The 19,593-nt window shown below is 41.6% G+C and carries 22 protein-coding genes and 1 tRNA gene; 8 read left to right on the top strand and 15 right to left on the bottom strand.

The window, feature by feature from the left end; translation table 11 throughout:
• Positions 1–2: 2 nt before the first annotated feature.
• The 12 genes from lepB to VS868_RS00355 all read right to left on the bottom strand — a co-directional run bounded on the left by lepB (position 3) and on the right by VS868_RS00355 (position 11,953).
• The gene (lepB, locus tag VS868_RS00410; protein WP_345598815.1) at positions 3–1,568 is read right to left on the bottom strand and encodes a signal peptidase I; all 1,566 of its coding nucleotides are present in this window, start codon (positions 1,566–1,568) and stop codon (positions 3–5) included.
• 40 nt (positions 1,569–1,608) lie between these two features.
• Positions 1,609–2,307, bottom strand: coding sequence for a 4-hydroxy-tetrahydrodipicolinate reductase (gene dapB / locus VS868_RS00405; RefSeq protein WP_345598814.1), 699 nt, complete (start codon positions 2,305–2,307; stop codon positions 1,609–1,611).
• Positions 2,307–2,885, bottom strand: a complete 579-nt coding sequence (locus VS868_RS00400; RefSeq protein WP_345599856.1) for a DUF5683 domain-containing protein — start codon at positions 2,883–2,885, stop codon at positions 2,307–2,309. Before VS868_RS00400 ends, dapB begins: the two co-directional genes overlap by 1 nt.
• Positions 2,881–3,786, bottom strand: coding sequence for a ParB/RepB/Spo0J family partition protein (locus VS868_RS00395; protein ID WP_345598813.1), 906 nt, complete (start codon positions 3,784–3,786; stop codon positions 2,881–2,883). The genes VS868_RS00400 and VS868_RS00395 overlap by 5 nt, the downstream gene beginning before the upstream one ends.
• Before the next feature lie 6 nt (positions 3,787–3,792).
• Complete coding sequence (locus tag VS868_RS00390) at positions 3,793–4,557, bottom strand: AAA family ATPase (protein WP_266071008.1); 765 nt, start codon at positions 4,555–4,557, stop codon at positions 3,793–3,795.
• Between the two features lie 172 nt (positions 4,558–4,729).
• Positions 4,730–5,611 (bottom strand): SDR family oxidoreductase, encoded by an 882-nt coding sequence (locus VS868_RS00385; RefSeq protein ID WP_345598812.1) that lies wholly within the window; start codon positions 5,609–5,611, stop codon positions 4,730–4,732.
• A 213-nt stretch (positions 5,612–5,824) separates the two neighbouring features.
• On the bottom strand, positions 5,825–7,909 hold the full coding sequence (scpA, locus tag VS868_RS00380; protein ID WP_345598811.1) for a methylmalonyl-CoA mutase: 2,085 nt from the start codon (positions 7,907–7,909) through the stop codon (positions 5,825–5,827).
• A gap of 3 nt (positions 7,910–7,912) precedes the next feature.
• A complete protein-coding gene (locus VS868_RS00375) occupies positions 7,913–9,304 on the bottom strand; it encodes a methylmalonyl-CoA mutase subunit beta (protein WP_345598810.1) in 1,392 nt (463 codons plus the stop codon).
• Positions 9,305–9,346: 42 nt separating this feature from the next.
• Positions 9,347–9,664, bottom strand: a complete 318-nt coding sequence (locus VS868_RS00370) for a septum formation initiator family protein (RefSeq protein WP_266071094.1) — start codon at positions 9,662–9,664, stop codon at positions 9,347–9,349.
• An 18-nt stretch (positions 9,665–9,682) separates the two neighbouring features.
• A complete protein-coding gene (gene udk / locus VS868_RS00365; RefSeq protein ID WP_345598809.1) occupies positions 9,683–10,291 on the bottom strand; it encodes a uridine kinase in 609 nt (202 codons plus the stop codon).
• A gap of 49 nt (positions 10,292–10,340) precedes the next feature.
• Complete coding sequence (locus VS868_RS00360; RefSeq protein WP_345598808.1) at positions 10,341–10,775, bottom strand: cytochrome c; 435 nt, start codon at positions 10,773–10,775, stop codon at positions 10,341–10,343.
• The gene (locus VS868_RS00355; RefSeq protein ID WP_345598806.1) at positions 10,775–11,953 is read right to left on the bottom strand and encodes a PQQ-dependent sugar dehydrogenase; all 1,179 of its coding nucleotides are present in this window, start codon (positions 11,951–11,953) and stop codon (positions 10,775–10,777) included. Before VS868_RS00355 ends, VS868_RS00360 begins: the two co-directional genes overlap by 1 nt.
• A 63-nt stretch (positions 11,954–12,016) precedes the next feature.
• Here VS868_RS00355 and VS868_RS00350 point away from each other — a divergent pair, with 63 nt between their 5' ends.
• Together VS868_RS00350 and VS868_RS00345 are read left to right on the top strand one after the other, a co-directional pair.
• Entirely contained in the window at positions 12,017–12,172 is a 156-nt protein-coding gene (locus tag VS868_RS00350; protein WP_345598805.1) for a hypothetical protein, read from the top strand.
• Between the two features lie 137 nt (positions 12,173–12,309).
• Positions 12,310–12,891, top strand: coding sequence for a Crp/Fnr family transcriptional regulator (locus VS868_RS00345; RefSeq protein ID WP_345598804.1), 582 nt, complete (start codon positions 12,310–12,312; stop codon positions 12,889–12,891).
• A 150-nt stretch (positions 12,892–13,041) separates the two neighbouring features.
• On the opposite strand, the gene VS868_RS00340 is transcribed toward VS868_RS00345, so the two are convergent.
• Together VS868_RS00340 and VS868_RS00335 are read right to left on the bottom strand one after the other, a co-directional pair.
• On the bottom strand, positions 13,042–13,464 hold the full coding sequence (locus tag VS868_RS00340) for a PIN domain-containing protein (RefSeq protein ID WP_345598803.1): 423 nt from the start codon (positions 13,462–13,464) through the stop codon (positions 13,042–13,044).
• Complete coding sequence (locus VS868_RS00335; RefSeq protein ID WP_345599855.1) at positions 13,464–13,715, bottom strand: DUF6364 family protein; 252 nt, start codon at positions 13,713–13,715, stop codon at positions 13,464–13,466. The genes VS868_RS00340 and VS868_RS00335 overlap by 1 nt, the downstream gene beginning before the upstream one ends.
• Positions 13,716–13,966: 251 nt before the next feature.
• On the opposite strand from VS868_RS00335, the gene VS868_RS00330 reads away from it, so the two are divergent.
• The 6 genes from VS868_RS00330 (at position 13,967) to VS868_RS00305 (ending at position 17,097) form a co-directional block, all read left to right on the top strand.
• Positions 13,967–14,494 (top strand): YceI family protein, encoded by a 528-nt coding sequence (locus VS868_RS00330; RefSeq protein WP_266071103.1) that lies wholly within the window; start codon positions 13,967–13,969, stop codon positions 14,492–14,494.
• 37 nt (positions 14,495–14,531) lie between these two features.
• Positions 14,532–15,023 carry a hypothetical protein gene (locus VS868_RS00325; protein ID WP_345598802.1) on the top strand — a complete coding sequence of 164 codons (492 nt, stop codon included), beginning with the start codon at positions 14,532–14,534 and terminating at the stop codon, positions 15,021–15,023.
• A gap of 2 nt (positions 15,024–15,025) precedes the next feature.
• Positions 15,026–15,658: a DsbA family oxidoreductase gene (locus tag VS868_RS00320; RefSeq protein ID WP_345598801.1), complete on the top strand. Its 633-nt coding sequence runs from the start codon at positions 15,026–15,028 to the stop codon at positions 15,656–15,658.
• 57 nt (positions 15,659–15,715) lie between these two features.
• The gene (locus VS868_RS00315) at positions 15,716–16,285 is read left to right on the top strand and encodes a YceI family protein (protein WP_266071107.1); all 570 of its coding nucleotides are present in this window, start codon (positions 15,716–15,718) and stop codon (positions 16,283–16,285) included.
• An 85-nt stretch (positions 16,286–16,370) separates the two neighbouring features.
• Complete coding sequence (locus VS868_RS00310; protein WP_266071108.1) at positions 16,371–16,820, top strand: DoxX family protein; 450 nt, start codon at positions 16,371–16,373, stop codon at positions 16,818–16,820.
• Between the two features lie 202 nt (positions 16,821–17,022).
• Positions 17,023–17,097 (top strand) — tRNA-Pro (locus VS868_RS00305).
• Positions 17,098–17,226: 129 nt separating this feature from the next.
• Here the strand turns inward: VS868_RS00305 and VS868_RS00300 are convergent.
• Positions 17,227–19,206, bottom strand: coding sequence for a PAS domain S-box protein (locus tag VS868_RS00300; RefSeq protein WP_345598800.1), 1,980 nt, complete (start codon positions 19,204–19,206; stop codon positions 17,227–17,229).
• Between the last annotated feature and the right edge of the window lie 387 nt (positions 19,207–19,593).

Genomic DNA, 19,593 nt, shown 5'->3' with positions numbered 1-19,593 from the left:
TCTTATTTGGTCTTCTTTTTTCTGAAAAAGCTATATCCAAAAAGTCCAACTATTACAACCAGGAAGTAAGGTAGGTAAGAAACCGGTTCTCCCTGTCCTCCTACAGTAGTAAACATACGCTCCCATCTTATTTTGCTAAGACCTGAAGCATTGGGATCAAGGCTCATCCATATAAAGACAGGTTTCCCCACAATATGATTTTCGGGAACATAACCCCAGTAGCGGCTATCTTCACTGTTATTCCGGTTGTCTCCCATCATAAAGTAGTAATCCTGCTCAAAAGTGTAGGATTCTAAAGGCTGTCCATTCAAAAATACCTTATCGTCTCTAAGGGAGATCTTCCTTTCCCGGCCCATTTCTAGGCCCTCATAAGTTTCAATAATTAAGCGGTAAAAACCTACAGTCTCGGGTGTGATCTTTACAGTAGTTCCTTCTTTAGGGATATAAAGAGGCCCCATATTGTCAGAATTCCAGTTAAAGCTGTTGTTGTTTGGAAAGATCTTCACATCCTTTTGGCCAGCCGGAGTTGTAATTTTTTCCAGAGAGGCAACATTGGGATGGTTCTTTAGTCTTTGGTAGTTTTCTTCGGTTAAAGACTGTATGTAAAACTGGTTGGTATTAGGATCCTGATAAAATGCATCGGTAATATCATACATCTTGTACATTGTATAAGGATCAAAGCCCTGGCCTTTTGTAGTACCGGCATAAGAGTACTGTGGCTTTGCTCTGTCGGGTAACTCAAGAGGCTGGTTGTTTATATGAACCTTTCCGTTAATAATTTCAAGAGAATCTCCTGGTAAACCAACAGCCCTTTTTACATAATTAGACTTCTTGTCTATAGGCTTATCATAACGTACTCCCGATTGATCCCTGAACTTTCTCACCGTATCTACCGGCCAGTTGAAGACCACAATATCAGTGCGGTCAATATCCTGAAACCCCGGAATCCTGAAATACGGAATATGAGGTTTGTTCCAGTATGACTTTAGCCCCAGTACAGGAATGGTGTCGTGCACCATAGGAAATGCAATTGAAGTGATTGGTGTACGGGCCCCGTAGTGAAACTTACTTACAAACAGGTAATCTCCCACCAGCAGCGTCTTTTCTAGAGAAGAAGTTGGGATAGTGAACGGCTGCATTACATAAGTGTGTACAATAGTAGCAGCGACTATGGCAAAGAGAATTGAACTTATCCATTCCCCTGCAGCAGTACCCGGGTGCAGGCTGCGGTCTTCCCTGTATTTAACGTCGCTCAGGTAATTGAGGTAATATATATAGAGGCCGCAGGTAACCACCGCCAGTACAGTATCTGTAGTAGAAGTACGCCCAAAGCTACGCACGGTTTCCACCCAAATCACGGGAAACATAATGAGATTAACTATAGGGATGAAAAGCAGAAGTACCCACCACCACGGCCTGTTAATGATCTTCATTAAGATTACCGCGTTGTATACGGGTATTGCTGCCTCCCAGGCTTTGCGTCCTGCTTTTTGATAAAGTTTCCAGGTTCCTGCGAAATGGATAAGCTGAATAAGAAGAACAAACAAAAGCCAGTTTGTAAAAGTCATGAGCGTAGTTTATTTATTGGTCTGCCGTAGTACGATTCTGTTACAAGCCCAGCACGTCTTTCATGCTGAAAACTCCCTTTTTATGCTGAAGCCACTCAGCTGCTATGATGGCACCAAGGGCAAAACCATCACGGGAATGGGCTACATGTTCTATTTTAATGGTGTCAACCTCCGAATTGTAGGAGATTGTATGGGTGCCGGGAACATTTTCTATCCTTTTGGCTGTTACAGGAATTTCGTTCTCCCGGGCATTATCCAGCTGCCATCCGGTTTTATCTGAATTTTCAATGATCTGCTCGGCCAGAGTGATCGCCGTGCCACTTGGCGCATCCAGTTTCTGGGTGTGGTGAATTTCCTCTATCGCCACGTTGTATTCCGAAAACCTCTGCATGAGTTTCGCTAGGTTCCTGTTGAGTTCAAAAAAGAGATTCACGCCCAGGCTGTAATTGGAAGCATAAATGAAAGCGGCCTCTTGTTCTTTGCAAATCTCTACAGCTTCGTCGTATTGTTTGAGCCATCCTGTAGTTCCCGAAACCACCGGGACTTGTTTTTCAAAACAGGCGGTGATGTTCTTAAATGCAGCATCGGGAACGCTAAAATCTATGGCAACATCGGCCTGGCTAAGGTCGGCGTTATCAATATCATTATCAACTTTTAGTACTATTTCATGGCCACGTTCTACAGCTAGTCTTTCAATGGTCTTACCCATTTTTCCGTAACCCAGTAAAGCTATTTTCATCAAAAATTGTAGTTTAATGTAAGGCCATATCCTGTGGTTCCGGTAAATTGATCGTAATCCACATTTGGCTTAAGTGACAAATCTTCACTTACATTGAATTGTTGCAGATGGGCATCAACGTTGGCATCAATAATATTTAATGCATAGAGCCCCAGGGTAACCATTATAGAAACCTCTTTGTTGCGCTGGTAAAAACGTTGAGCATCAATAAGTCCGTCTGTCGATACCCGGGGTTCTCCGTTCTCGTCGTAGAATTCATCATTGGTATTTCCGGCGAGCCTGCTTTTGTAGGCGCTGCGGTAGCGATCATACTGCCGGTCATTTTCAAAATAGAAGTAAATACCCACTCCAAGAGCAGTATAGACTATTGGAATTTTCCAGTATTTCCCATTATATGCCTGGCCCAACCCTGGAAGTACTGCCGAATAGAATGCAGCACGGGCAGGAGAGAGCGGGTCGTAAGGTTTGTAGGCAGGTTCTTCAATCACCAGCTGCGGGTCTACCAGCAGGGAATCTTCCTGTGCCGAGGCTTGCAGGAAAAAAAAACAGGTGACAAAGAACGCTATGAGATTTTTAATCTTCACCCTGAATGATCTTTTTAATGCGATTGAGATCTTCTTCGGAAGTAAAAGGAATAATAAGCTTTCCATTTCCCTTTTTTGACACCTTAACATCAACCTTAGCCCCCAGTTTTTCTGAAAATTCTTTGATGCTTTTCTTTACATCCCTGGAAATATTCGAGGTGGAAGTGGCTGTTTTAACTTCAGGTTTTCCTTCCTGAAGGTTTCTAACCAACTTTTCAGTTTCACGCACCGAAAGAGAATTGGCAAGTATTTTTTCATAGATCTCCAACTGCACCTGTGGATCTTCAATATTGATGAGTGCCCTTCCATGGCCCATGCTTAAAAAGCCGTCGCGCATTCCCGTCTGCACAATAGGATCTAATTTCAGCAGTCTAAGGTAATTGGCAATAGTAGATCTGTTTTTACCAATTCGGTCACTCAATTGTTCCTGGGTAAGGTTGATTTCATCAATAAGTCTTTGGTAAGATAATGAAATCTCAATAGGATCAAGGTCCTGCCGCTGAATGTTCTCTACAAGGGCCATTTCCAGTGATTCCTGGTCGTTGGCAATACGAATATAGGCAGGAATGGTTTGCAGGCCTACCAGTTTTGACGCTCTAAAACGTCTTTCTCCCGAAACGAGTTGATACTGGTTATAATCGAGTTTTCTAACCGTAATAGGCTGAATAACTCCTAATTCCCGTATCGAAGAAGCGAGTTCGCGCAGCGACTCTTCATTGAAACTTGTTCTTGGCTGAAAAGGGTTTACTTCAATAGCATCCAGGTCAAGCTCTACAATATGCCCAACCAGCTTATCTGCATTCTTATCTTCTGCCGACTTTATATCATTTTGCGGATCTTTCAGTAATGCTGAAAGTCCTCTTCCCAAAGCTTGTTTCTTTGTCGCCTTCGCCATCTGCTCCTATGAGTTTTTCTTTATAATTTCATGTGCAAGACTAAGATAGTTACTTGCACCTTTACTACCGGCATCATAGTTTATAATGCTCTCTCCATAACTGGGGGCTTCACTTAAACGCACATTTCGCTGAATGATTGTTTTGAACACCATTTCGTCAAAATGCTTTTGTACTTCTTCCACCACCTGGTTAGACAACCGTAGGCGGGAGTCGTACATGGTAAGCAGTAGGCCTTCAATATCCAGTTTTACGTTGTGTATTTTCTGAACACTTTTAATAGTGTTGAGAAGTTTCCCAAGACCTTCCAAAGCAAAATATTCACACTGAATAGGAATAATTACCGAATCGGCTGCTGTGAGGGCATTAAGTGTGAGCAGACCCAAAGATGGCGCACAGTCAATGATCACATAATCGTATTGTTCCCTAAGGTGTCCAATAGCCTTTTTCAGCATGTACTCCCGCTCTTCCTGGTCAACAAGCTCAATCTCTATGGCCACCAGGTCAATATGTGCCGGGATGATGTCGAGGTTTGGGGACTCAGTTTTCATAATGGCTTCTTCAGCCTTAATAGAGTGCTCCAGCAACTGGTAAGTTCCTAACTCGACCGATTCAACATCTATTCCCAGACCCGATGTGGCATTCGCCTGCGGATCGGCATCGATGAGCAAAACTTTTTTTTCAAGCACCCCGAGAGATGCCGCCAGGTTTACTGAAGTTGTAGTTTTACCTACACCTCCTTTTTGATTTGCAACGGCAATGATCTTACCCATTCAGTTATTTTGGATTTAAAGGGTAAAAATACAATTTATTATAGGTTTACGAAAGGTAAATTGTTAACAGGTTTTTAGCATAGCCTGTAAAGAAAAAACCCTTCAAAAATAGCATTTTAAAGGGTTCATCCTGTTAATTGTTCTTAATGGTTTCTGCGGAAGAAGCCTAAGTTTAGTTATTCTTCTTGGCCTTGATCATTTGCTCCAGCATATCCCACATTTCCTCGGGAATTGCTTCCAAAAGATTGAATTGTCCGGCTCCTTTAAGCCATTCGCCGCCATCAATGGTGATCACTTCACCATTGACATAAGCTGAAAAATCGGAAACCAGATAGGCAGCCAGATTCGCCAGTTCCTGGTGTTCTCCAACCCGCTTTAGCGGCACTTTTTTAGCCAGGTCAAACTTCTCCTTCAGGTCTCCCGGGAGTAGCCTGTCCCATGCGCCTTTGGTAGGAAAAGGTCCGGGTGCAATGGCATTCATTCTTATTCCGTATTTCGCCCATTCTACGGCGAGCGACCGCGTCATTGCAAGTACTCCGGCTTTTGCTGTGGCACTTGGCACTACATAAGCAGAGCCTGTCCAGGCATAAGTGGTGACAATATTTAATACCGTTTTCTTCTTTTCACCTTTGTCGATCCAATGTTTTCCAAAAGCTAAAGTACAGTTCTTGCTGCCTTTTAAAACTATGTCAATAATGGTGTCAAAGGCATTGGCACTTAAACGTTCTGTGGGAGAAATAAAGTTTCCGGCAGCGTTGTTCAGCAAAATATCTACAGAACCAAATTTTTCTACTGTTTGTTGCAGCATGTTTTCAACCTGCTCGTAATGTCTTACATCACACTGTACCGGCAAACATTCGCCCCCGGTTTGCTCTTCAAGCTCTTTAGCGGTACCCTGCAGTTTTTCCAGGTTTCTCGAAGTGATCGCTACTTTTGCTCCCAGTTCAAGAAAATACTTTGTCATCGCTTTTCCAAGGCCGCTGCCACCGCCGGTAACGACTATTACTTTTCCTTTAAGCGCGTCGTCCCGGAGCATTTTTTGAGTGTAATCCATAGTGGTTGGTAGTTAGTAGTTAGTATTGAGTAGTTAGTATTGAGTAGTTAGTATGGAGATTGTTGACAACTTTTTCATGTCTCTTTTTAATGTTATAATTTTCCAGAGAACTTCCTTAAACCTTAAACCTTAAACCTTAAACCTTAAACCTTAAACCTTAAACCTTAAACCTTAAACCTTAAACCTTAAACCTTAAACCTTAAACCTTAAACCTTAACTAGGCTCGTCAATAAGGATTTCCAGAAGTTTTATTGCTGCTTCACTAATCTTTGTACCGGGGCCAAAAACGGCTACGGCACCTGCGTCAAAGAGAAACTGGTAGTCCTGTGAAGGGATCACCCCTCCTACAATCACCATAATATCTTCTCTGCCGTATTTCTTGAGTTCTTCAATCACCTGTGGCACGAGTGTTTTGTGGCCTGCAGCCAGAGAAGAAACTCCTAAAATGTGCACGTCGTTTTCCACTGCTTGCTTTGCAGCTTCTGCCGGGGTCTGGAATAGTGGTCCTATGTCTACATCAAAACCAACATCGGCATAACCTGTAGATACCACTTTGGCGCCACGGTCATGACCATCCTGTCCCATTTTGGCCACCATGATCCTTGGGCGACGGCCTTCCTGTTCCGCGAACCTGTCGGCCATTTCTCTCGCTTTTTTAAAAGAAGCATCGTCTTTTATCTCTTTTGAATACACTCCACTAAATGATTTTATCTGTGCTTTGTACCTGCCGTAAACTTCTTCTAAAGCATCGCTTATCTCCCCAAGGGTAGCGCGTTTTCGGGAGGCATCTACGGCCAGCGCCAGTAGGTTTTCCTGCCCCGATCTTGCTGCTTCGGTAAGTTTTTGAAGGGCTTGTTTTACTTCTTCATTGTTTCTTTCGGCTTTCAGTTGGTTTAGCCGCTCAATTTGCTGCCTTCTCACTGACTGGTTGTCTACTTCAAGGGTAACAATAGGATCTTCTTTGTCCCTGCGGTATTTATTTACCCCCACAATAATATCCTGGCTACTGTCAATCCTTGCCTGCTTAATGGCTGCGGCCTCTTCAATGCGTAGCTTTGGGATTCCCGCTTCAATGGCTTTGGTCATCCCGCCCAATTCTTCCACTTCCTGGATGAGCTCCCAGGCCTTATGAGCTATTTTATCTGTAAGTTCTTCTACATAATAACTACCCGCCCATGGATCTACAGTTCTGGTGATCTGGGTTTCTTGTTGGAGGTGCAGCTGTGTATTTCTCGCAATCCTGGCAGAGAAATCTGTAGGTAGGGCGATAGCCTCATCAAGGGCATTGGTGTGCAAACTCTGGGTACCTCCAAAAGCAGCAGCTGCGGCTTCAATAGAGGTACGTGCCACGTTGTTGAAAGGATCCTGCTCGGTCAAACTCCAGCCGCTGGTTTGGCTGTGGGTTCTAAGCGCAAGGGATTTTTCGTTCTTCGGGTTAAACTGTTTTACCAGTTTTGCCCACAGCATCCTGGCTGCCCGCATTTTGGCGATCTCGGTAAAATGATCTAAACCTATGGCCCAGAAGAAGGACAAACGCGGAGCAAAACTGTCTATATCCATTCCGGCTTCAAGACCTTTCCTGATGTATTCGAGTCCGTCGGCTAATGTATATGCGAGTTCGATCTCACTGGTAGCACCTGCTTCCTGCATGTGGTACCCGGAGATACTAATGCTGTTGAAGCGGGGCATATTTTTGGAAGTATATTCAAAAATATCAGAAATGATCTTCATTGAAGGAGTAGGAGGGTAGATGTAGGTATTCCTTACCATGAACTCCTTTAAAATGTCATTTTGAATGGTTCCTGAAAGCAGTGCAGGTTTTACGCCCTGTTCTTCGGCAGCCACGATGTAGAATGCGAGTATAGGCAGCACCGCCCCGTTCATGGTCATGGAAACCGACATCTGGTCTAGCGGGATCTGGTCAAAGAGCACCTTCATGTCTTCTACCGAGTCTATGGCAACCCCTGCTTTACCAACGTCTCCCACCACTCTTTCGTGGTCACTGTCGTACCCGCGGTGGGTAGGAAGATCGAAGGCTACAGAAAGCCCTTTTTGACCCGCAGCGAGGTTGCGGCGGTAAAAGGCGTTACTTTCTTCGGCAGTTGAGAACCCGGCGTACTGCCGAATGGTCCAGGGCCGCATCACGTACATGGTACTGTAAGGCCCACGTAGGTATGGCGGAATTCCCGCAGCAAAATTGAGATGAGGCAGATCCTTGTATTCACAAGTGTTTTCAGGTCTTTTTGAATCTTTTTCGGTATTTTTCAGCTTTAAATGCTGAAGATCCTTTCTGCTCATATCTTATTTTTCGCCGTTAGTACTTTCTTCTTTTTGTAGTCTTTCCTGTTCGGTTTTTTCTGATAAACGTTTTTCTATCACCGGCTGAAGCAGTGTCTTTCGCGGCTTTTGCTTCACAAAAGGATACAACTCCAGCTCTTCTTTCATTCTGTCCTGTGAATTAGGATATTTGTTGGTGCCAATAAGCACTAGTTTCCCTTCATTGAATTCTTCCTGTTCTTTGGCGGCACTTTCAGAAATCTTCTTCTGAATAATTCCTTCCTTTAACTGAGTAACAAAGCCACCGCCACTTTCAATATTTTTGAAAATATCTAAAGCCTTATCGGCCATTTCGTGGGTAAGGGTTTCAATGTAGTAGCTGCCTTCAGCAGGATTGGCCACTTTCTCAAAGTAGCTTTCGTGCTTAAGTATCAGTAACTGGTTGCGGGCTATGCGGCTTCCGAAGTTATTGTTTTTATGGTAAATGGCGTCATAGGCCATATTGCAAACGCTGTTGGAGCCACCAAGCACTGCGCTCATACATTCTGTAGTAGTGCGCAGCAGGTTTACATTATAATCGTATAAAGTTTTGTTGCGGCGGGTGGGCTGTGAAATGATATCACAGCTGGAATCAAAGCTATATTCGCTGCTAAGGGTTGAAAATAAAAGGCGCAGCGCCCTTATTTTGGCAATCTCAAAAAAGTAATTTGACCCTACCGAAACAAGGAACTGGAATTTTGCCTTTTTTGACACTCCAGGTTTGTTACCTATATGGTTAAAGTATTCATTGACATGTGCCAAAGCATAAGCTAGCTGCTGCGGAATGGTTGCACCGGCATTTTGGTAAAGGCCAAGGTCAACTGAAATAAATGATCTTAAATTTTGACATTTTTGAAGCAGGACATCAAGTATCTTGTGGTCTTCCTGCTGGTCTTTAAACCAGTTGCCGCTGCGGGCAAGGTTGCCAATAATGTCAAACTGCAAAAAAACATTGGATCCCGGTTTAACCTGCTCATCCAGTTTTAAGAAATATTCTTCGGAAGCAAATTCAGGCTTCAGGTATATGGGAGTTTCAGAATTTAGGCCTTCAAAAAGCTCTTTTAACGCTATCTCTTCTGAAGGTAGGATAAACCAGATGCTTTCGGCGCCTTTCCGAAGGGATTCGTGTACTTTTTTATTGGCTTTTTCAGCAGAAGAGACATAGATCTGCTCTGTAACGTGCCAGTTTAACGGGTTGTTAAGCTTTGCAGGTTCGGGAGATTCTTCGGCATGGTAAAAAGGTTTAACATTGATGCCGTCCAGAGATTTCCATACCAGCGTTTCATTATAATCGGCACCTTTCAGGTCATACTGTATCTTCTGTTTCCACTGTTTGGCCGATACTTCTTCAAACTCATTGAACAAATTCTCTCTCATTTCCATAAAATTAAAGGGCCTCTAAAATGACATTTTTGGCACCTAATCTACTGCTTCCTTATACTCAATGATAAAGATCTCTTCATTTTCCCTCTTCATGAAATATTCCTGCCTGGCAAATTTTTCAAGTTCGAGAGAATCGTTAAGATTATCCATTATGGCTTTGTCGCGTGAGATCTCATTGAGGTAATAGTTCTTGTTCTTTTTCAGGTCATCGATCTCAAGGTCGAGTTCATGGTGAATTAACCAGGAGTTACTGTCCAGAAAAAGCATCCAGAAGCAAAAAGCCGCCAGCACCAGCGTATATTTGTTGGCGAAGATGCGTACCCATCTATTATTGCGGATGTCTTTTAGCTTCATAACCCGAAATATACAAAATTACAGTAAACGTTGGCGTATGATTGTTTGCACAATATCAACAGCTACTGTGTTGTAGCGATTTGTGGGGATAATGATATCTGCAAACTCTTTGGTAGGTTCTATGAACTGCTGGTGCATAGGCTTAAGCGTGGTTTGGTACCTGCTCAAAACCTCTTCCAGGTCACGGCCCCTCTCGGCAATGTCGCGCTTAAGACGGCGAATAAGCCGCTCATCACTATCGGCATGCACATAGATCTTGATGTCAAACATCTCCCGAATGTCGGGGTGGGTGAGGATGAGGATACCTTCAACGATGATCACCTTTCGGGGTTCTATGGTAATGGTTTCTCCCGTGCGGTTGTGCTGCTTGAAAGAATAAACAGGCTGCTGAATGTTTTTGCCTGCTTTTAAATCTTTAAGATGAGAGACCAGCAGGTCAAAATCTATAGATTTTGGGTGATCAAAGTTAATTTTGGTACGCTGCTCGTAAGTGAGGTGACTGGTATCCTGGTAGTAGGAATCCTGGGAGATCACATCTACTTCTTCATTTTTGAGCTCCTCGATAATCTGGTTTACAACAGTAGTTTTTCCGCTCCCGGTACCTCCGGCAATTCCAATGATCAACATATTTTAATTTTCGGCAAAGGTAATTATTTACCGATTTACTAAATATGGTTTATTTTTTTATAGCGGCTACTTCTTCTTCGGTCACCTCGTTACTTACGCTGTTGCCCCAGGAATTGTTAATGTAGTTCATCACATCGGCAATTTCGCGGTCGCTTAAGCCCAAAGCGGGCATAAGATTGTCGTATTTTTCACCATTGACTTTAATAGGGCCGCGCAGGCCAAATTTAATGGCGTGTATAGATTCTTCCTGCTTTTCTTTAATCCAGTTTGAATTCTGAAGCGGTGGAAAAACAGCTTTTATGCCTTCACCACCCGAAAGATGGCAGGAAGCACAAAAGTTGTTGTACACCTGGGCGCCGCGCGAAATGCTCTCTTTCATTTCGGGAGAGAATTCTACCCGGGCAGTTTCTTCAGTTTTTTCTTCGGAAGAATTCCTGCATCCGCATAAAACTACCAGCAGGCAGGCCGTTAAGAGTTTCTTCATTACTGTTGCTTCGGAATAATTCTAACAATACCTTTTCCTTCTACTGAAACATACAGGTCACCTTCAGGCGATTGTACAATGTCTCGCACGCGTCCTATTTGTTCCAGGATCTTTTCCCGGGCAAGTACAGTTTTTCCGTCAAGCGTTAAATGCTCCACGTACTGAAACTTTAGAGAACCCACTAAAAGGTCTCCCTGAAGTTCGGGATATTTGTTTGAAGTTACATGTACAAAGCCGCTTGGTGCAATTGAAGGAACCCAGTAATAAAGAGGATCTTCAAAATCTGGCCCCGATGTTTCATCGGTAAAGGAAGTGCCGTCATAGTTAATTCCGTAACTTACCAGAGGCCAGCCGTAATTAGTACCTTTTTTTACTACATTAATTTCGTCGCCTCCCTGTGGGCCGTGTTCATGAACCCAAATCTCGCCTGTGCTTTCATTGTAGATCATTCCCTGCGGATTCCTGTGACCGTAAGAGTACACGGCTTTAACAGCTTCTTCCTGTCCTACAAAAGGATTATCCTGCGGAATGCTGCCATCAAGGTTAAGCCTGTAAACTTTTCCGCCGTCACGGGTAAGGTCCTGCGGGTTTACGTCGCGATCGCCGCGGTCTCCAACGCTAAAGAACAAATGCCCCTGCCCGTCAAAAGATATTCGGGAACCAAAATGTTGACCACGGGTAGAGTTGGGCGTGGCTTTATATAAAACTTCTTTACTGGTTAACTGGTTGTTCTCCAGTTTTGCACGCATTAATGCCGTATTGCCACCTTCGCCTTCACCTTCTTCGGAAGCATAGGTGAAATAGATCCAGCCATCGCTTTCATAATTCGGGCCAACGGCTACATCCAGAAATCCGCCCTGGCCGCGGTTATAAACTTCGGGTGCGCCCTGTACCTGTTGCTTTTGTCCGTCTTTAAATAAGATAAGGTCTCCATTCTTTTCGGTGATAAGAATGCTGCCATCGGGCAGGAAGTCCATACCCCATGCAATCTCAAGATCGGGGACAACTACTTCATATTCGTATTCGGCCGTAGTGAGTTCTTCTTCAGGAATGGTGACAGGAGAATTTTGAACAATAGTATCATTGTCTGTCACCTGGTTGGGGTCTTCAGTTTTACCATTGTTTTCACCGCAGCTAACAAAGCTAAGGGCGAGGCTAAGAATAAATAATCTTTTCATCTTAAGAGTTTTCTGTTGGTTGAACGTCCCGTAAAAGGGAACTTCAAAGATAACAAGAAAAACATGAAGATTGGAAATGAGCATAATGACGAAAAAAGAACAGCCCAATATGCCCTTTTTGAGAGGGAAGAAAGTTTTGAAGAAATAGTTAGGAAGGCTTTAAAGCTTCAACATCAAGCAAAAAGCTACTTCCCTTGTCAATTTAGAAGACCGCTGTGAAAACAGAGGAGACATTTTAAACTCCTGAAGTGTCAAAAATGGCATTTTATAAGCTTATTCTATCATAGGAGCAGGTGATGAGAAGCGCATAAAGCTTCAGAAATTATATCTATCTTTAGCCCATATTTCGCTTTGCCATGTTTGAATTTCTACAAAAAAAAGTCAATGATACTATCACCGTGAGTGAAGAGGAATTCGAGTATGCTAAAACCTTATTTCAACCCAAAAAACTTCGGAAAAAACGCTTCATCCTGGAAGATGGAGATGCCTGTATCTACACCATCTTTGTAGAAAAAGGGCTGCTTAGAAGTTTCACCATAGATGAAAAAGGTAACGAGCACATTTTGCAGTTTGCGCTTGAAGGCTGGTGGAGCGGAGATCTTTACAGTTTTCTTACCGGAGAAGCTTCAGAATATAATATTGAGGCCTTAGAAGACAGTGAGCTTTTGCTTATCACCAAGGCATCCTGGGATCAATTGCTTGATAAAGTTCCGGCTTTTGAACGCTACTTCCGGATTCTTATCCAGAACAACCTTATTGCCACCCAACGCCGGCTCATGGGAACTTTTAGCACCACGGCCGAAGAGCGCTACCAAAAAATGCTGAAGCAATTCCCCGATGTTATTCAGCGGGTGCCACTTCACATGATTGCCTCATACCTTGGAGTGACACGCGAAACGCTGAGTCGTATTCGCAGCCAGATTACTTCCGGTTCATAAAAATACCTTTCAAAAATGTCATTTTTGACGCCGTCGCGGTTAACGAAAGTGGCGAGTAGGGAAGTTCCACTTGTCGGGTGTAACGAGTTCTTTCTTATGGAAATAAATGTAGAAAAATAGTTCTCAAAAAAGCATTTTTGTTAACCATTCTTAGTCATTAGCTCTTCCCTTTAAATATGTTTCAGGAGTTAAAATGGCTAGTTTACTCTTTTTAAAATCTTTTATATTTCGAGTTAATATTATTTTTATTTCTCCGTTCTCGATAGCTGAGAAATTTTGTAAGGCATCTTCAAAATCCTTAAAATTGGAATTTAAAGCTCCTAAAACAGCTTCTTTATCCATTTTTATAATATCAATTATATTTAAAAGTTGCTTTATTTTCTCAATTATGATTTCGTGCTTGGCTGATTTGCTTAGCAAATAATATACGTTACAAATTATAACCGGAGTTGTGAATCCTTTTATTTTGTTCTCTTCACATAAATTGAGAATTTCCGTTGCAAACTCTGCAAATGGTTCTCGATCAAAAAAGAAATCCAATATCACATCTGTGTCAATAAGAACTTTATCCATTATGAATATTTTTCCTCTAACCTGTTCCTTAGTTCTTTCTTATAATCCATATCTTTTTTAGGCATTTTAAAGGAACCTTTTAAAGATTTCACAACCGGATTTAGTTTATCTCTTTCTGTTCTTTCTTCTTTAGTCAGAGTCTTCAAATAATTTTCAATAATGTCGGACAAGCTGCGATTTTTATCTTTCGCATATTCTTTTGCTCTTTTAATTACTTCCTGTTCAATTGTCAGGGTCAGCTTTGTGTTCATCATCTTCGTTTTTGAATAATATAAATATACAAAGAATTTTTATGCACGTGTATATTTCAATTTTATTACACGTTTCTTGAAGTTTGTGGCAAACTGTTTTTTAAACTCAATTGGGTACTGGTTTGAAGATGAGTCCTTCCGCAGAAAAGCGTGACATAGATCACGTTCATTTATTATCATAGGTCATTGGCTACGGCCTTATTCGCCCGTAAATTTGCCCTGTAAATAATTAATAATTTAAAATAAAAGATATGGCGAGTACAAAATGGAACATCGACCCAACACACAGTGAAGTAACTTTTAAGGTAAAGCACTTAATGATTTCTACAGTTACAGGAAAATTCAAAGTTTTTGAAGGTGGCGCCGAAAGTGAGGGCGATGAATTCAAAAAAGTTAACAATGTTGAATTCAAGGCTGATGTTAAATCTATAGACACCAGTAACGAACAAAGGGATGAGCACCTAAGATCTGGCGATTTCTTTGATGTTGAAAAACATCCTTACCTTGTTTTTAAGGCTGAAAGCTTTGACGTGAACAAAGATACGGTTGAAGGCCAGCTTACTATAAAAGATGTCACTAAAAATGTTGTTCTGGATGTGGAATACGGCGGACAGGTGGTAGATCCTTACGGACAAACCAAAGCCGGACTTACGGTATCGGGAAAAATTAGCCGAAAGGAATTCGGTTTAACTTACCATGCTGTTACCGAAGCAGGAAACGTGGTGTTAGGTGATCAGATAAAAATTAATGTTGAAGTTCAGTTCGTAAAAGAAGCTTAATTTCATTCAAAGTTAAAGAGCGGGCAGAGCTAAAAAAATGAAGAAGATGGTGAAGAAAACTGTAGCAATTATAGGAGACATTGGTAAATTTTGCCCTGCTCTTGCAATGGCGGCGGTACAGCAGGACTTGCGCCTGCTGTTTATCTCCCGCAATGAAGAGGTTGTTCTGGATGTCAAAGCTCAACTGGGCGAACTGCAAAATGCTACCGAAGTAGAATTTAGCTCTTGTGAGAAAGAAGGTTGCTGGGAAGCCGATATGATCGCTTTTACCAGGCCCGAAGAGATTGAACCTGTTCTTTTTGATAGAATCAAGCAGGTTTCGACTCAAAAAACCGTAGTGGTAGTTTCCCATCAACCTGTAAAGGCTTCAGAGCATGAGAAGCTTTGTTTCCAGGAACTGCTGCCACATTCAAGGGTGGTGGAGCTGGAAATAGAAGGTGCAGAATTCCGCATTTTTGGAAGGAATTCAGAAGCAAATCAATATGTGCAGGAGTTTTTTGAAGCTGCCGGTTATCAACAAATTCAATAGTTATGGAAGTGAAAATATGGTCAGACGTAAGATGTCCTTTCTGTTATATAGGAAAGAGAAAATTTGAAGCTGCGCTGGAAAAGTTTCAGCATAAAGACAAGGTGAAGGTCACCTGGAAGAGCTTTCAGTTGGATCCAGGCCTTCAAACCAGGACAGACATCAATACGCTCGATTATTTTGTAGAAACCAAAGGCGTGACCAAAGAACAGGCGCGGCAAATGTTGAGCGGTGCTACCCAAATGGCAAAAGAAGTAGGACTTGATTTTCATCTTGAAGATTCGGTGCTGGCTAATTCTTTCAAAGCCCATAAACTCATCCAGATGGCAAAATCGAAAGATTTGGGTGATGAAATAGAAGAAGCACTATTTAAAGTCCATTTTGAAGCGTCAAAAAATATAGATGATACTGAAGTTTTGGTGGCCACAGCTGCTTCAATAGGAATGGATGAGGCCGAAGTTGGAGCTATGCTGGAGTCTGACGACTATGAATACGAAGTAAAACAGGATGAACTGGAAGCGCGGAATATTGGCGTGCGCGGAGTTCCCTTCTTTGTGTTTGACGACCGTTACGCCATTTCGGGCGCGCAACCTACCGAAGCTTTTTTGGAAACACTTCAGAAAGCAATGAACAATTAACGATTAACAATTATCAAGAATCCAAAAATTTAAACTTTAATTAAAAACTCTACACAAATGAAAAATTTACTTTCTTTATTAACTATTGCTTTTTTAAGCACGGGCGTTTTTGCTCAGACCACCTGGAAAGCTGACAAGGCCCACTCGCAGGTTTCCTTCGGAATTACGCACATGACAATTTCGGAAGTTGAAGGCCTTTTCAATGAATTTGATGCTACAATTGAAGCTTCCGAAGAAGATTTTAGCGATGCAAAATACACTGTTGAGATAGAGGTTCCTTCTATAGACACCGGGGTGGAGATGAGGGACAACCACCTTAGAAACGCCGATTTCTTTGATGCTGAAAAGTATCCAAAAATGACATTTGTAAGCACTTCTTCAGAAAAAGTTGGCGAAGGTAAATACAAAGTGACAGGTGATCTTACTTTTCATGGAGTGACTAGGCCCGTAACGCTTGATGTTTGGCACCGCGGTACTGTAAAAGATCAAAAAGGGAATTTAATTTCAGGTTTCGCCATAAGCGGTGAGGTAAAAAGATCTGATTTTAACCTGGGACCCGATTTTCCTGAAGCAGTATTGAGTGATAAGGTGGTAATAGACGTTGACGCTGAATTTAAGAAAGCTTAAAAATAATATTTTTGGTGCCGGGGCCTTCAATATGTTTCCCCTACAAAACATTTCTGGTTTCCGGCTCCTTTTAAACAAATAGAATATGCTGCATACATTTTTCAATAGAAACTATACAAACACCCAGGTAGATGTGGTGTTGTTGATGCTAAGAATTGGCGTTGGGTCAATGATGCTGGTTCACGGCTTGCCAAAGCTCGAAATGTTAATGGCAGGAGGAGAGGTGCAATTTCCCGGTGTGATGGGTATGAACCCCACACTTTCACTAACTCTTGCGGTATTTGCCGAGTTTTTCTGTTCCATTCTACTAATACTAGGGCTTGCAACCAGGTTTGCTACAATCCCTTTAATTATTACCATGCTCATAGCAGTTTTTGTGATACACGCAAATGATCCTTTTGCAAATCAGGAACTGGGGCTGCATTATTTATTAACGTACCTGGCGTTACTTATATTGGGGGCAGGCAAATTTTCTGTTGATGCTTTCCTGATAAGAAATGTGGAGAAACAGCAGCCGAAGAATTCTTTAAAATAATGCTTTAAAAGGTAATTTTCAGAAGATTTTCCGGGAGTGACCGGATTTTTCTTGAAAAACAACAACTGGTGGAGAACCCCTGAAAATACGCTCACTTCAGAAAATTTTGAAAAAAGAGCAGGAATAGGGTTTCAATGCCAACTTCTTTTTTATATTTGCAGCCGCTTACAGGTTAAAGTAAGTTATCAGCATTAGCTGATCTCGGGGTGTAGCGTAGCCCGGTTATCGCGCCTGCTTTGGGAGCAGGAGGCCGCAGGTTCGAATCCTGCCACCCCGACGAAAAAAGCCCTGCACGAAAGTGCGGGGCTTTTTTGTTGGATTTGACCCACCTAATCAGTAAGAAACTATAAAGATAAAGACAGGTGAGAGGTTTTGCCTGGACAGTAAAGTTTCTTACCTGGACTTGTTACCCTCCAATTTTATCACCTCTTTTTAAAGTTATTTCAAACACGGTGCCCTCTCCAGGTACGCTGAAAACTGAAATTCTTCCGCCCATGGTTTCTACCTGATTTTTTGTAATAAAAAGGCCTATGCCTCTTGCGTCCTCATTCCCGTGAAAGGTTTTGTACATCCCAAAAATTTTATCGCCGAATTTATTCATGTCTATTCCTACACCATTGTCTTCAACTTTTATAACCACTTTTTCAGGATCCTGTAAGGCAGAAAAATTGATATAAGATTTTCTTCCGGTTTCTCTGTACTTAATGGCATTTGTAGTCAGGTTGAGAATTATACTGTCGAGATAAGCAGGTAAAGCCATTACTTCCAGATCTTTGGGGATGTAATTGAAAATAACTGTTTCTGTATCGGCAAGAAGAGGGTGAACAGATTTTATAACTTTTTCAACTGCATTATTGAGATTGAGACACTCCAGGTCTTCATGCGTTGACTTATTTGAAGTAACTATCTTCTCTAGATCATAAATCGTATCTTCTAATTGCCCCGATGCCATCAGCAGCATCTGTACAATCTCATTTTCGCCATGTTGCGGAATTTCTTCAAGATATAAGTTCATCAAATTTTTAAAGTTTGCTGAATGGTTTCTCAGGTTGTGAGAAACAATATTGGCGAAATTTTTTAATCGGCTATTCTGTTCTTGCGTAATATGAAGAATGGAAGAGATTTCTTTTTGAGCTCTTTTTAGCTCCTTAATATCTGTGGCAACAGAGAGATAGCCGGTTATTTGATGATCTTTTTCTATAGGAGTAATTGTCACCTGTACAGGCATTTCTTTTCCGCCCTTAGCTTTAAAGTTCCACTCTCTCGTATGAGGTAGCCCATGATCTGCGAGGAACTTCAGGATATCTGTAAGTCCGGGATTTTCATCAGGGAAATTTAGCAGTTCATTTCTCCTTTCCTGAATTTCCTGCTCAAGGTGTAATGCGGCATAAGGTAATTTCCCTATTACCTCTTCTCTTGTAAACTTTAATAAATTTTCTGCGCCCTTGTTGAAGGAAGATATAATACCGTTTCTGTCAAATCCAATAATACTAACCTGTGAACTTGCTTCCAGTATATTCTCTAAGTCACTTAAGGCTTTTCCCAATTCTTTTTGGGTTTCTTTTAGCGCTGTGGCGTCGGTCATTTGTGAAATAAAGTATAGTGGTTGTCCCGTGGAATCACGTACAAGAGAAACAGAAAGGATGATATAAACGAGATTGCCATTTTTATGGAAGTACCTTTTTTCCATCTGGTAAAATTCCCGTTTCCCTTCTACAAGCTCGTTTAGAAGAGACAGGTCAGCTTCTAGATCATCGGGATGGGTAATATCCTGAAATGTTAGCTGTTGAAGCTCTTCAGGACTATAACCTACTATCTGGCAAAGCCTTTCGTTGGCCTCGATCCATCGTCCTGTGGGATCTAATAAGGCCATTCCAATAGCAGCATTTTTAAAACTACCTTCAAAAACCTGCCTGTTTATTCGATCATTTTCACCTCTTTCTTTTATCAGCTGTAATTCGGAAATTTCTTCGGAAGAAAAATTCTTTCTGCGGAATGCCACTAAAACTAAGTCTTCACCTTTTTCATCTTTGGTTAGATAAGAAAAAAAGTCCATTGTTAGAATGTACCCCTTGAAGTGTCTCAATCTTAAGACTCCTTTAAATTCACCCTTTGCGTAATTCTGAATATCCTGAAGTTTACTAAAGATATTCAAATCTTCAGGGGCAATAATTTTATTCCATTTAAGGATCTCATCTGGTTTGTCGCGCAGATCTAATGTTTGCAATAATTTGGGGCTAATCCATTTTTCTTCTGGAGCAGAGGGGTGAAAAAGAATATAACCTTGTAGGGCGTTATTTTGAACGGCATCAAACAAGTCTTCGTTCTGTAGAAGAATCTTGTAGACGTTCCATTTTTCTTTTTTTAGTGGGGGTGTAGGGTTCAAGGGCATCTTTTAATATCCGAGTTCTTTCTTACTAATTATTCAAATTCCAGATTTGCTTTATCTCTCATTTTTTTATGAATTTATCCTCTTTATCAATTTGGGGCTTTTTATATCATACAGAAATGTATTACAAAAATAAATTAAAAACTTACAATAGAGGGATGTCATCGGGTTTATAGTACCTGATATCGATTTTTCATGTACTGGTTAGGGATTTAAATTATTGGTTTACAGGTTGATGAATTTATTTGTAAAAGTTATACTGATTAAGATTATTTCTGTATAAAATGATTCCTTCATTGTTCTTCAGACTTAACAAATTCCTACACTTACCAAAAAAGGGTTTTGTCTCTGGGATTCTAATTATTGTTTAAACAGAACATTAAG

This window comes from Salinimicrobium sp. 3283s (assembly GCF_039602225.1).
In the GTDB taxonomy this organism is placed as follows: domain Bacteria; phylum Bacteroidota; class Bacteroidia; order Flavobacteriales; family Flavobacteriaceae; genus Salinimicrobium; species Salinimicrobium profundisediminis.
The sequence above is the reverse complement of the archived record's forward strand: the minus strand, read 5'-3'. Positions and strand labels throughout refer to the sequence as shown.